Source organism: Marivita lacus (assembly GCF_014637725.1).
In the GTDB taxonomy this organism is placed as follows: domain Bacteria; phylum Pseudomonadota; class Alphaproteobacteria; order Rhodobacterales; family Rhodobacteraceae; genus Marivita; species Marivita lacus.
In genome coordinates, this window is record NZ_BMFC01000001.1 from 87,486 (window position 1) to 100,254 (window position 12,769).

A 12,769-nucleotide genomic window follows, 5' to 3' on the forward strand; every position below is an offset into this window, starting at 1 on the left:
TATCTTCAACGTGTCGTGTCTATGGGGCAACGGCCAAAAATAACAGGTAAACACAGGTAAAAAGAGTCCGAAGATGCAAAATGCCGCAGTCGCGAAGCCGCTGACAGAGAACAGGAAAATGCTGTGTCTGCCATCCACGGCAGGCAACCCCTATCAGTCGTTGCTCTATTCGGAACTCCCCGGAAATTTTGACCGCACATTTGCCGGACCCGGTGCCCTTGATCGGCTGAACACCGAAGATTTCAACCTCGTTCATATCCATTGGGACGACCGCATGTTCGGGCGCAGCGACGACAGCCAAGCCAACGAGGCCGAGCTGGACGCGGCCTTGGCCACGTTGCGCCGGTTCAAGGCGCGTGGCGGGCGGATCGTCTGGACCATCCACAACGACGCGCCCCACAAGGCACGCGACCTCGAAACCTTTCAGCGCGGACGCCGTGAACTTTGCAAACTCGCGCATGCGATCCACGTCCATGCCGACCATGCCGCCGATCACATGGTGTCCACCTACGACGCGCCCCGCAGCAAGCTGCATGTGATCCCGCATCCCAGCTATCTCGGCGCCTATGAACCTGCGAAAAAAACCACCGCCCGCAAGCTGGCCAAGGCGGACACGCGGCAATTCCTGTTTTTCGGCATGTTTCGAGGGCCCAAGGGGGTCAATGGCATTGCTGACGTCGCAGGAAAGCTGACCAAACGCGAGGTACCCTATCACCTGCGCATGTATGGCAAGGCGTTTTCGTCTCAGGCGCGGATGCTGAACCTTCTCGAGCTCAACCCGAATGTCGACCTGCGCACGGACCGCATTCCCGACGAAGACATCCCCGAGATTTTCGGCGCATCTCATGTTTTTCTGGCGCCCTATAAATCCATGTTCACCTCGGGATCGGTCATGCTGGCGCTCACCTTCGGCCTGCCGATCATCGGCCCGAATATCCGCGAATTGCGCGAAACCACCCCCGAAGACTGCCATGCGCTGCTCTATGATCCGGCCTCTCCGCGTGGCCTGATCCGCAGCATGCTGCAGTTCATCGAAATGTCGGACACCGAGTTGCGCAAAGCCCGCAAGTCCTGTTTCGATTTCGCCAGGGATCGTGCGCCGAATGTGTGCAGCACCAAGATCGCGCGGCTTTTTACTAAGTAATCCGGACCGAAAGTTTCCCAATGTCGAACGCGTTTGCAAAACGTATCAAAACCCTTCGCGCCGCTTTGCGCTATGATGAAAAGCTGCATATTACTGATGTCGGTGCAAATCCGATGAACTTCGAAGCCCCGTACAAAGATCTTCAGGACAACGGCGACGTGGTGGTCACCGGCTTCGATCCGCAGGCCGAAACGCTGGTGACGCTGACCGAAGGACGCGGCGAAGGCGACCGCTACCTGCCGCACGCAATCGGCGACGGCAAATCCCACATGCTCAACATCTACAAAGGGTCCGGGCTGACCTCGCTCCTGTCCATCCGCCGGCCGACCCTGTTTTTCCTCATGGGGCTCAAGCGCGCCGCGCAATTGGTAGAGACTGCGGAAATGGAAACGCGCCGCTTGGATGACCTCGACGATATTCAGCGTATCGACCTGCTCAAGATAGACATTCAGGGCGCGGAAATGATGGTGTTCGAGAACGGCAAGGACAAGCTCGCGACTGCCGTCGCCGTGCACTCGGAAATCAACTTTTTCCCGCTCTATGACGATCAACCCAGCTTTGGCAATATCGACGTGACCTTGCGCAATCTCGGCTTCGTCCCGCATTCGTTCTATCATACCGTCACGCGGCATGTCCGATCTCGGTACCTGGGTCATGTGACTGACGCGAAACGCACCCATCTTCTGGATGGCGACATCCTATATTTCCGCGACCTGTCCTGCCCCGATGACTTGACCAGCGATCAGCTGCGTAAGATGGCGCTGATCGCGGACGGGATTTACGGATTTACAGATTACGCATTGCGCTGCATGGACGAACTGGAACGCCGCAACGAGGCGGATGAAGACTCTATCCTCGCCTATGTGAAGGCAGTCAATTCCTAGCGCGTGATCAACAGCGCAGGCAAGCCTCTGGTCGCAAGGCACTGGATCGTCTCGGGTTTCGAGATGATATCGGTCACGATCTGCACCGTGCTTTCCGTCGCACCCGTCACGCCGTCCAGCGCCAGCGCGCGGATCTGCACGGCGCTGGCATTGTCGATCACGCAGTTCAGAGCAGGTTCAAGCGGCACGCCGGGAAACCGTTCGATCAGCACAGGCGTGATCGTCGATCGTGCCGCATCGCGGGCGATCTGGTCCTGCTGCTGCACGGAGCAGCCAGCCAGAACCAGAATCGTCGCAAACGCAAGACGCATCAGAACGTCCGTTCCTTCGGCTTGATCTTCTCAAGCGAAATCCCGCCCTCGGCTTCCGTCGTCAGAGGGTCCTTGACCACTGGTCGATAGGCCAGGTCGGTCTTGTTTCCGTCGATCCGCGCGATGGTGTGGACACGCCAGTTTTCATCGTCGCGCGTGGTGAAATCCTCGTGCGCATGGGCGCCACGGCTTTCCTTGCGCGCCTCGGCGCCGGCGATCGTCGCCAGCGCGTTGGGCATCAGGTTGGTCAGCTCGAGCGTTTCCATCAGGTCCGAGTTCCAGATCAGGCTGCGGTCGGTGACCTTCAGGTCATCCACCTTGCCCGCAATCGCGATCATCTTGTCCAGACCTTCCTTCATCGTCTTGGAGGTCCGGAACACGGCCGCGTCAGCTTGCATCGTCTTCTGCATCTCAAGCCGCAGCTCGGCCGTCGGCACGTTGCCATTGGCATTGCGCAGACCATCGAAGCGGTCGAATGCCTTGTCCACCGACGCGGTGTTGGTCGCAGGCACGGCGCTGTTGCGGTCCACGACATCACCCGCACGGATGGCCGCGGCCCGGCCGAACACCACGAGGTCGATGAGCGAGTTTGACCCAAGACGGTTCGCCCCATGCACCGACGCACAGCCCGCCTCGCCCACGGCCATCAGGCCGGGAACAATGGCGTTCGGGTCTGTCTTGGTCGGGTTCAGAACCTCGCCCCAATAGTTCGTAGGGATACCGCCCATGTTGTAATGCACGGTCGGCAAAACCGGGATCGGCTCCTTGGTCACGTCGACACCGGCAAAAATCTTGGCGGATTCGGAAATGCCCGGCAGACGTTCTGCCAAAGCCTCTTTCGGCAGGTGCGACAGGTTGAGGTGGATGTGGTCGCCTTCGTCCCCGACGCCACGCCCTTCGCGGATCTCCATCGTCATCGACCGCGACACGTAATCGCGGGGGGCCAGATCCTTGTAGTTGGGCGCATAGCGCTCCATGAACCGTTCGCCTTCGGAGTTGGTGAGATATCCACCTTCGCCACGCGCGCCTTCGGTGATGAGACAACCGGAGCCGTAGATGCCCGTCGGGTGGAACTGCACGAACTCCATATCCTGAAGCGGCAGACCCGCACGGGCAACCATGCCGCCACCATCGCCAGTGCAGGTATGCGCGCTTGTCGCGCTGAAATAGGCACGGCCGTAACCGCCTGTCGCCAGAACGACCATCTTGGCGTTGAAGACATGCATCGTGCCGTCATCAAGCTTCCAGCAGATGACACCAGTACAGACGCCATCATCCGACATCATCAGGTCGATGGCGAAATACTCGATATAGAACTCGGCATTGTTCTTGAGCGACTGACCATAAAGCGTGTGCAGGATCGCGTGGCCGGTCCGGTCGGCAGCGGCACAGGTGCGCTGAACCGCCGGGCCTTCACCGAACTCGGTGGTGTGACCACCAAACGGGCGCTGGTAAATCTTGCCTTCCTCGGTGCGCGAGAACGGCACACCGTAATGTTCCAGCTCGTACACCGCCTTGGGTGCTTCACGGGCGAGGTATTCCATCGCGTCCGTGTCACCCAGCCAGTCCGACCCCTTGACGGTGTCGTACATGTGCCACTGCCAGTGATCCGGCCCCATGTTCGACAGCGATGCCGCGATGCCGCCCTGTGCCGCAACCGTGTGCGACCGGGTCGGGAACACCTTGGTCACGCAGGCTGTGCGCAACCCCTGTTCGGCCATGCCAAGCGTGGCGCGCAAGCCTGCGCCGCCCGCGCCGACGACCACGACGTCATATTCATGCGTCTCGTATTCGTATGCAGCCATAGTCTGTTTAGCTCCGATGTCTCAAAGGGCCATCTTGGCGATGGCAAAGATGCCGACGGCGGCCGCGCCGTAGCTGATGCCAGTCATGCCAAGGATGAGAATTTTCTCCCAGATGCCGTGTACGTAGTCTTCGATCAGCACTTGGAAACCATCGTTGAAGTGCTTGAAGCCCACGATCAGGGTCAGGGCGGCGATGATCGCCGGGAAGGGACGCGCGTAGTAAGCCTGTACCTCCTCGAAGGACGACCCGAGGATTCCGCCGAAGGTGAAGACGAAGAACGGGATCAGCACCAGAAGCGCTACCGACGATTTCTTCATCGCCCAGAAATGCTCGGTCCCGGATTTCGCGGCACCAAGGCCGATGGCGCGTTTGCGGTCTGTCAGAAAAGCCATGTTGCGCCCCTTACCAAAGAACGATGACGGAAAGGACGGTCAGGACAACCGAACCGATTACAGCGATCCAACCCAGCATTTCCGCGTTTTCGATTTCAAGCATCTTGGCATTGTCCCAGATCAGGTGACGGATGCCGGCAAGCGTGTGATACCAGAGCGCCCAGAGCGACAGGAACATCACCAGATCGCCGAACCAGCTTGTGACAAAGCCGTTGGCAACAGCGAAATATTCCGGCCCCGTAGAGGCCGCGAGCAGCCACCAGACGATCATCAGCGATGCCACGATCAGGGCATTGCCCGTGATCCGCGTGAGGATCGACGTGATCGATGTCAGCTGGGGACGATATACTTGCAGGTGGGGTGACAGGGGTCGATTGCCCCGATTGACGTCAGCCATGGTCTGAGTCCTTTCCGGTTCCTTGAGTGCCTTTTTATGCCTTTTGAGAGCCATGTCACGCGGACCAACCACCCCGAGGCGCGGTTTTTTGGCGCAACCAGGCAGAAAAATCGAAAATTGTGATCACAGCAACAAAAACTGTGATCACAAGGGGCAATCTCCTAGAAACCTACTGTTTTACTAATGTTTTTTCGGGTGCCGCGATCTGCACCCACGCCGCACCGACATGCTCTCCTGAACACGCCTTTCGCACGATCATACCGTTGCCCAATGACGTCAGACCGGCATCAAGGCCCAGTAATCCAGATCCAGCAGGACATGCGGCAGGTATTTCCCGTCATCACCCTTCAACTCCATCGACCCGCCCGCCGATGTCGCCACCAGCCGCAAGCGCACAGCACCCACACCGGGGGCTTCGGTTTTCGCCTTGTCCAGCACTTCGGACCACGCCCGCACGGTGGTGCCGCTGAAACACGGGTTCGCATGTGCGCCCGCGTTCAGACCGACGATCATCTGCGCATTGGCCAAGCCGTTGAACGACAGCGCGCGCGCCATGCTGATGACATGCCCGCCATAGATCAGCCGCTGCCCGTCAGGCCGGAACGTGGCATCAAAATGCACCTTGGCCGTGTTCTGCCACAGCCGCGTCGCCATCATGTGCTCGGCTTCCTCGACGGTCACGCCGTCCACGTGGTCGATCTTTTCCCCGATCTCGTAATCGCCCCAGCGATGTGGCTCGCCCGCCAGTTCGAAATCATAGCCTGTGAAATCGAGGCCCGCCGGAATGCTCAGATCCCCAACCGCGAGGACCGGTTTCAACTCAGGCACCACTGTCTCGGGCGCTGCGGCATCGGCATCGCGCTTGCGCACCATGACCCAGCGCACATACTCCATGACCAACTCGTCATGCTGGTTCAGACCGCGTGTCCGCACCCAGACCACGCCGGTCTTGCCGTTAGAATTCTGCTTGAGGCCGATCACCTCGGATTCCGACCGCAGCGTGTCGCCCGGCCAGACAGGTGTCACCCAACGCCCCTCGGCATAGCCCAGATTGGCCACCGCGTTCAGCGACACATCCGGAACCGTCTTGCCAAACACCACATGGAACGCAGCCAGATCGTCAATCGGCGCAGACGGCAAGCCACAGCTTTGTGCAAACAGGTCCGACGAATACAGCGCATGCCGCGCCGGATACAGCGCATGATAGAGCGCCCGCTCCCCACCCGACACCGTGCGCGGCACCGCGTGGCGGATCACCTGCCCGACCGTGTAATCCTCGAAGAACCGGCCTTCGTTCGTCTTGGTCATCGCGCCCCCCTTGGACTTGGTCGCGGGTCGGTCGAGTGTGTCACTGTTCGCCAAGTTTCATCTCCGGATCGTAGGGTGTGTCGATCTCCTTGGTCACCGCCTGCCCACAGCGCATGACGCCGTTGGCATGGTCGAAGGCATAGGTCGGATCGCCGTAAAGCTCCCACCCCTTGCTCAGGGCCAGCGACACTTTATGGCAAAAGGCCGATGTGTCGTCTTCGGTCAAAAGTCGATAGATTTTCATACCTTACCCCGGAAACGGCCAGACGCCGAGCCATGCGTGAATGGCAGCAATCACGACAAAGGACACCAGCGTGATGACAACAAGAAGCACGTCCTTCTTGGCCTCGCCGGGCTGCGGACGATTCCAGACCGGCTCGGCGCGGTTGATGATGATCACCTCCAGCACCGCCCAGGCCAGCAAACCGCCGAACAGGATGATCGACGCCAGATCGCCATTCACCAACAGGTGCGCCACGGCCCAGATCTTGACCGAAACAAGCTGCGGATGCCGCATCTTGCCGCGAAGACGGCCAGTCGTGGCACTCATGCCGAAGACGAAAAGAGCGACCAGCATCAGCAGGTTGTTGATATGCACCATGAAACTGGGCGGAGACCAGACGTGGATGAACGCGGCCCCGCGATAGCCCCAGATCATCAGGCCGATGCTGATCACCAGGGCTACGGTGACAATCAGCTTGCCGGTGTCGCCCATCGCGGCGCGCTGCTCTGGCGCGACACGTTTGAAGATATGGGCCCCGACCCAAATCAGCAGTCCGAGAACTAGAAGAGCCATCTGGCTTACCCCGCTTGGATGGTTTCGATTGCCTCTGCTTTTGCCAGTATTTCACGGGCAGTGGCAACGTGAAGGTTTTCGACGATCTTTCCATCGACCACCGCGACACCCTGCCCTTCGGCCTCAGCCGTCTCGAACGCCGCGATCTGACGCCGTGCAAGGTCAATCTCTTCGGGCGCGGGGGCAAAGGCGGTGTTGGCGATGTCCACCTGCGCTGGGTGGATCAGCGTCTTGCCGTCAAAGCCCATGTCGCGGCCTTGGATGCACTCGGCCTTCAGTCCCTCATCATCCTTGAACGCGTTATACACACCGTCCACAATCACCAGCCCCTCGGCCTTGGCCGCCAGCAGGCACATCGACAAAGACGTGATCAGCGGCAACCGATCCGCACGGAACCGGGTCTGCAATTCCTTGGCCAGATCATTGGTGCCCATCACCATGCCTGCCATCTTCGGGTGCGCCGCAATCTCCGCCGCGTTCAGCATGCCACGCGGCGTTTCCATCATCGCCCAGATCGGCAGATCGCCGGTGATCTCGGCCAGCGCGTCAAGCTGCGCGGTGGATTCCACCTTGGGCAACAGCACTGCGTCACAATCCATCTGCGCCACCACCTCGGCATCAGCCCGGCCCCAGTCGGACTCCAGACCGTTGATCCGAACGATCCGCACCCGCGCGCCGTATCCGCCGGTGGCCAGAGCCGCCTTCAACGTCTCGCGTGCGGCGGGTTTTTCCTCCACCGCCACCGCGTCTTCCAGATCGAAGATGATCGCGTCCACAGGCAACCCGCGCGCCTTGTCCAGCGCCCGGTCCTTCGATCCCGGAATGTATAGAACCGAGCGATAGGGGCGGCTGCGCATGTCCATGGCGGTCTCCTTGACGTGTCTGCGTAATAATGTTGCGCCAGAGAGCTACATTCTTTTGCAAAAACTGCAAGGTCCGATGTGCCGCGCCGCAGAAAAAAGTGCTGCACCCGCATTCCGAACGCCGCGTTAACCAGATCACAACCGCTGCGCCCGACGCTCAGCCCATCACAGCTGAACAGGGGCAAGGCGATGACACAGAACTTCTGGACCATGACGGTCCTCGCAACAGGCGCATTGATCGCGTCGACGACACTGACCCAAGCACAACAGAACTGCGCCGACCGCGCTTTGGTGATCGAACGGCTCGCCAGCACCTATGGTGAAACCCGCCAATCCATCGGCCTTGCGCAGAACAACACCATGGTCGAGGTCTTCGCTTCCACCACGACCGGAAGCTGGACAATCACCGTGACCAATGCCGCCGGTCTGACCTGCCTTGTCGCCAGCGGTGAGGCGTTCGAACGGCTGGCCGAAACCCTGCCGACCCCGGCCGAGGATGCCTAGGTCAGCGCGTCCCAGATCAGCTTTGATCCCGTGACCATGAGCAGCACATAGGTCAGACCGAAAAACACCCGTTCGGGCACGACATGATGTGCCCGGACACCCAGATAGGTGCCAAGAACCGCCACAGGCGCAAGCGCCAGATTCAGCGTCAGCGTCTCCAGCGTGAAAAAGCCCATCGCGGCATAGATCGCCGCCTTGAGCACGTTCATCGCCCAGAACACGATCACGGTCGTCGCCTGAAACGCGGTCTTGCTCAGCTTCCGACCCAGCAGATACACCGCCGCCACTGGCCCGCCCGCATGGCTGACGAAGCTGGTAAAGCCCAGCGCGACGCCTGCTGTCACGCCCGCCGTCGGTGACATCGGCCGCTCTCCGATCACCACCCATTCCGCCGCCTGCACCAATTGCCAGGCCACGAAGGCGACCGAGATCCCACCGATCAAGAGCCGGATCACGTCGTCATTCGCCCAGCCAAAGAACAGCGCGCCCAGAAACGTGCCCGGCACGCCGCCCCACAGCAGAAGCCGCGTTTCCGGCCAGCTCCATTTCTTCCAGTAGGCCGGCAGGCTCGCCACATCGATGAGCATGAGCAGCGGCAACATGATGCCCAGCGCAATCGCAGGCTCTACCACCAGCGCCAGAATCGACGCGCTGGCAAAGGCAGCACCGGACCCGAACCCGCCTTTGGACACCCCCGCAAACAGCACTGCGGGCACGCCAATGGCAAAAACTGTCCAGCTCAGAACGTCCATTCCTGCCCCACTTTCCTACGGGATATCATTGACATATCCGGCCCCTGCGCGAACCACCAGAAAAGACATGTGCTTTCGCCACACTTGCGAAACGGTCCAAGTCGGACTAGCACGGCGCAAATTCAATACGGACCGGAGACAAATTCCATGGCCAGACCCAAGATTGCCCTTATCGGCGCGGGACAGATCGGGGGCACCCTTGCCCACCTCGTGGCACTCAAAGAACTGGGTGACGTTGTGCTTTTCGACATCGCCGAAGGCACCCCCGAGGGCAAGGCGCTCGACATCGCAGAATCCGGCCCTTCCGAAGGGTTCGACGCACGCCTCAAGGGCACGCAGGACTACGCCGACATCGCAGACGCGGATGTCTGCATCGTCACCGCCGGTGTGCCCCGCAAGCCGGGCATGAGCCGCGATGACCTTTTGGGCATCAACCTCAAGGTCATGAAATCCGTGGGCGAAGGCATCGCCGCCAACGCACCCGACGCCTTCGTGATCTGCATCACCAACCCGCTCGACGCGATGGTCTGGGCGCTGCAGCAATTCTCTGGCCTGCCGACCCACAAGGTCTGCGGCATGGCAGGCGTTCTGGACTCTGCGCGCTTCCGTCACTTCCTGAGCCTCGAATTCGACGTGTCGATGAAAGACGTCACCGCCTTCGTTCTGGGTGGCCACGGCGACACGATGGTTCCGCTGACACGTTACTCCACAGTCGCAGGCATCCCTCTGCCCGATCTGGTCAAGATGGGTTGGACGACACAGGACAAGCTCGACGCGATCGTGCAGCGCACTCGTGACGGCGGCGCGGAAATCGTCGGCCTGCTCAAGACCGGCTCCGCCTTCTATGCGCCCGCAACATCCGCCATCGAAATGGCCGAATCCTATCTCAAGGATCAACGCCGCCTGCTGCCCTGCGCGGCCTATTGCGACGGCGAATTCGGCCTCAACGGCTTCTATGTCGGCGTACCCACGATCATCGGTGCCGGCGGCATCGAGAAGGTCGTGGACATCAAGCTGTCGAAGGATGAACAGGTGATGTTCGACAACTCCGTCAACGCCGTCAAAGGCCTTGTCGAAGCGTGCAAAGGAATCGACGAGAGCCTCGCGTAACGCGCCCTTTCGATTTCGCGTTCACGGGCCGCCCGGCATCGGGCGGCCTTCTTTTGTGGGCCCAGTATCACTGTTCAACGCAAACACTGCATGCGCCTCGTTCTTCGCGGTAGCAATATGGCCGACATGATGTAGCCTGCTCTCAAAAAAGAGCAGCATTATGTCCTTTACCCTGTTTTCGAGCCTTAAGAACGAGGGTCCATTCATTGTGGAATGGGTCGCATATCATCGCGTGATCGGCTTTGATCGCATCGTGATCGCGTCCAACGATTGCCAAGACCGCTCGGACGGTGTTCTTGCCGCTCTGGACCGGGAAGGACTAATCGAACACCGACCGAATATCCTGTACGGCAAACTCTCACCGCAAATGCAAGCCGAGGCAAAGGCGCGGCGCGATGGCGTGTTCCGAAACGGCGACTACGTCATGTGGCTGGATCTTGACGAGTTCCTCGTGCCCCCAGAGCGCATGCCATCTGTAAGCGACCTTGTCCGCGCCTTGCATGCCAGGGGCGGAACGTCGATCTCGATCAACTGGCGCATCATGGGTGACAGTGGCTTTGCCGGCTTGCCGAACGGTTTTGTCCTCGACAAATTCACAGGAACCTCGAAGAGGTTTTTCCGGCTATCGTCCCCGGTCAAAACCCTGTTCCGCTACAGCGACGCCGTCGAACAACTCCATCTGCACCGTCCGATCTGGATACAGGGAGCAGAAGACAGCGTGACGATGCTTGACGGATGCGGGGCGAAACTCGGACACGAGTATTTTACCGAACGCTTCCGCGACGGATCACCGAAAGGTGGGGTCGCTCCCCGAAACGGGTTCTCTCGTTTCGGACGCATCAATCACTACTGTGTCCGCACGCGCATGCTTTATGCACTGAAACAAGCCCGAGGATTGGGTTTCTTTGGTGGCAATGGCGCTCATCTCGCCCGCTATTCGGACACGTTCTTCGACCGCTTCAATCAGAACGTCGCCCAATCCCATGACATCCTGCGATATCACGATTTGCTGGTCGATGAACACGCGCGCATCCTCAGCGTTTCCAACATAAAACGAGCGCATGAAGCATCGGTGAAAGCAACTTTGGCTGCCATGCCGTCGCTCGCGAGAACTGCAGCCTAGCCGAGACGGAGATGTGATTCTTAACCGAAACATTATTTTTGTGATCACACGATTTTTAGCTGTGATCACAAATGTCGGTTTTTTGCCGATTTGCCCGGCCTGCGGCAAAAAAGACGTTAAATGTTTCCTCGTCTGTCTCTTATATCGGCGAAAATCGAAGCAATAAACGGGACAGTTGACCGATGAACATCCACGAGTATCAGGCGAAAGCCCTGCTACGCAGCTACGGCGCTCCGGTGTCGGATGGCCGCGTGGTCCTCAAGGCCGAAGAGGCCAAGACCAAGGCAGGCGAGATGGACGGCCCACTCTGGGTGGTCAAGGCCCAGATCCACGCGGGTGGCCGCGGCAAGGGCAAGTTCAAGGAAGACAGCGCTGGCGAAGCCGGTGGTGTGCGCCTGACCAAATCGGTGGAAGAAGCCGCCGAAGAAGCAAAGAAGATGCTGGGCCGCACCCTTGTGACCAAGCAGACCGGCGACGCCGGCAAACAGGTCAACCGCATCTATATCGAAGATGGCTCGGGCATTCAGACAGAGATGTATCTCGCCCTGCTGGTCGACCGCCAGACCTCCCGCGTGTCCTTCGTGGCCTCCACCGAAGGCGGCATGGATATCGAGGAAGTCGCGGAACATACGCCCGAGAAAATCCTCAGCTTCTCGGTCGATCCCGCCACTGGCTACCAGCCGTTCCACGGCCGTCGCATCGCCTTCAACCTCGGTCTCGAAGGCAAGCAGATCAAGCAGTGCGTCCAGCTGATGGGCATTCTCTACAAGCTCTTCGTCGAAAAAGACATGGAGATGCTGGAAATCAACCCGCTTATCGTCACCGACGAAGGCGATCTGAAATGCCTCGACGCCAAGATGAGCTTTGACGGCAACGCCATGTACCGCCACCCGGATATCGCAGAACTGCGCGACACCACCGAAGAAGACCCCAAAGAGCTTGAGGCCTCCAAGTACGACCTCAACTACATCGCTCTGGACGGTGAGATCGGCTGCATGGTGAACGGTGCGGGCCTTGCCATGGCGACGATGGACATCATCAAACTCTACGGTGCCGAACCGGCCAACTTCCTCGATGTGGGCGGCGGTGCGACACGTGAAAAGGTCACCGAGGCGTTCAAGATCATCACCTCGGACCCGCAGGTCAAGGGCATTCTGGTCAACATCTTCGGCGGCATCATGCGCTGCGACGTCATCGCGGAAGGCGTGATCGCCGCGGTGAAAGAGGTGGGCCTCAAGGTGCCGCTGGTTGTGCGTCTCGAAGGCACGAACGTCGAAAAGGGCAAGGAGATCATCCAGAACTCCGGCCTCGACGTGATCGCCGCCGACGACCTCAAGGACGGCGCCCAGAAAATCGTAAAAGCAGTAAAGGGCTAAGCA

15 protein-coding genes are annotated in these 12,769 nt (G+C 59.7%); 6 read left to right on the forward strand and 9 right to left on the reverse strand.

Going from position 1 to position 12,769, the window contains the following annotated elements; genetic code table 11:
• The first annotated feature begins 73 nt into the window (after positions 1-73).
• Both IEV82_RS00450 and IEV82_RS00455 read left to right on the forward strand, forming a co-directional pair.
• Positions 74-1,144 carry a glycosyltransferase family 4 protein gene (locus tag IEV82_RS00450; protein ID WP_188479982.1) on the forward strand — a complete coding sequence of 357 codons (1,071 nt, stop codon included), beginning with the start codon at positions 74-76 and terminating at the stop codon, positions 1,142-1,144.
• A gap of 20 nt (positions 1,145-1,164) precedes the next feature.
• Positions 1,165-2,028 carry an FkbM family methyltransferase gene (locus IEV82_RS00455; RefSeq protein WP_268236070.1) on the forward strand — a complete coding sequence of 288 codons (864 nt, stop codon included), beginning with the start codon at positions 1,165-1,167 and terminating at the stop codon, positions 2,026-2,028.
• Here IEV82_RS00455 and IEV82_RS00460 read toward each other — a convergent pair.
• The 8 genes from IEV82_RS00460 to IEV82_RS00495 form a co-directional block, all read right to left on the reverse strand.
• The gene (locus IEV82_RS00460) at positions 2,025-2,339 is read right to left on the reverse strand and encodes a hypothetical protein (protein WP_188479984.1); all 315 of its coding nucleotides are present in this window, start codon (positions 2,337-2,339) and stop codon (positions 2,025-2,027) included. The genes IEV82_RS00455 and IEV82_RS00460 overlap by 4 nt on opposite strands.
• Entirely contained in the window at positions 2,339-4,144 is a 1,806-nt protein-coding gene (gene sdhA / locus IEV82_RS00465) for a succinate dehydrogenase flavoprotein subunit (RefSeq protein WP_188479985.1), read from the reverse strand. The genes IEV82_RS00460 and sdhA overlap by 1 nt, the downstream gene beginning before the upstream one ends.
• Before the next feature lie 21 nt (positions 4,145-4,165).
• Positions 4,166-4,537, reverse strand: coding sequence for a succinate dehydrogenase, hydrophobic membrane anchor protein (gene sdhD / locus IEV82_RS00470; RefSeq protein ID WP_188479986.1), 372 nt, complete (start codon positions 4,535-4,537; stop codon positions 4,166-4,168).
• Positions 4,538-4,547: 10 nt separating this feature from the next.
• Positions 4,548-4,934, reverse strand: coding sequence for a succinate dehydrogenase, cytochrome b556 subunit (gene sdhC, locus IEV82_RS00475; protein WP_188479987.1), 387 nt, complete (start codon positions 4,932-4,934; stop codon positions 4,548-4,550).
• A gap of 276 nt (positions 4,935-5,210) precedes the next feature.
• A complete protein-coding gene (locus IEV82_RS00480; protein WP_188480767.1) occupies positions 5,211-6,242 on the reverse strand; it encodes a MaoC family dehydratase in 1,032 nt (343 codons plus the stop codon).
• A 40-nt stretch (positions 6,243-6,282) separates the two neighbouring features.
• Complete coding sequence (locus tag IEV82_RS00485; protein WP_188479988.1) at positions 6,283-6,486, reverse strand: DUF1737 domain-containing protein; 204 nt, start codon at positions 6,484-6,486, stop codon at positions 6,283-6,285.
• 3 nt (positions 6,487-6,489) lie between these two features.
• Positions 6,490-7,038, reverse strand: a complete 549-nt coding sequence (locus tag IEV82_RS00490) for an NnrU family protein (protein ID WP_188479989.1) — start codon at positions 7,036-7,038, stop codon at positions 6,490-6,492.
• Between the two features lie 5 nt (positions 7,039-7,043).
• The gene (locus tag IEV82_RS00495) at positions 7,044-7,901 is read right to left on the reverse strand and encodes an HpcH/HpaI aldolase/citrate lyase family protein (protein ID WP_188479990.1); all 858 of its coding nucleotides are present in this window, start codon (positions 7,899-7,901) and stop codon (positions 7,044-7,046) included.
• A gap of 189 nt (positions 7,902-8,090) precedes the next feature.
• Here IEV82_RS00495 and IEV82_RS00500 point away from each other — a divergent pair, with 189 nt between their 5' ends.
• Complete coding sequence (locus tag IEV82_RS00500; RefSeq protein WP_229747624.1) at positions 8,091-8,405, forward strand: hypothetical protein; 315 nt, start codon at positions 8,091-8,093, stop codon at positions 8,403-8,405.
• Here the strand turns inward: IEV82_RS00500 and IEV82_RS00505 are convergent.
• Positions 8,402-9,157 carry a sulfite exporter TauE/SafE family protein gene (locus IEV82_RS00505; protein ID WP_188479991.1) on the reverse strand — a complete coding sequence of 252 codons (756 nt, stop codon included), beginning with the start codon at positions 9,155-9,157 and terminating at the stop codon, positions 8,402-8,404. The two genes, IEV82_RS00500 and IEV82_RS00505, sit on opposite strands and share 4 nt — an antisense overlap.
• 147 nt (positions 9,158-9,304) lie before the next feature.
• Between IEV82_RS00505 and mdh the strand changes: the two genes are divergently transcribed.
• The 3 genes from mdh to sucC all read left to right on the forward strand — a co-directional run bounded on the left by mdh (position 9,305) and on the right by sucC (position 12,766).
• Complete coding sequence (gene mdh, locus IEV82_RS00510; RefSeq protein WP_188479992.1) at positions 9,305-10,267, forward strand: malate dehydrogenase; 963 nt, start codon at positions 9,305-9,307, stop codon at positions 10,265-10,267.
• 160 nt (positions 10,268-10,427) lie between these two features.
• Positions 10,428-11,390, forward strand: coding sequence for a glycosyltransferase family 2 protein (locus IEV82_RS00515; protein ID WP_188479993.1), 963 nt, complete (start codon positions 10,428-10,430; stop codon positions 11,388-11,390).
• A 182-nt stretch (positions 11,391-11,572) separates the two neighbouring features.
• The gene (sucC, locus tag IEV82_RS00520) at positions 11,573-12,766 is read left to right on the forward strand and encodes an ADP-forming succinate--CoA ligase subunit beta (RefSeq protein ID WP_188479994.1); all 1,194 of its coding nucleotides are present in this window, start codon (positions 11,573-11,575) and stop codon (positions 12,764-12,766) included.
• The last annotated feature ends 3 nt before the right edge of the window (positions 12,767-12,769 follow it).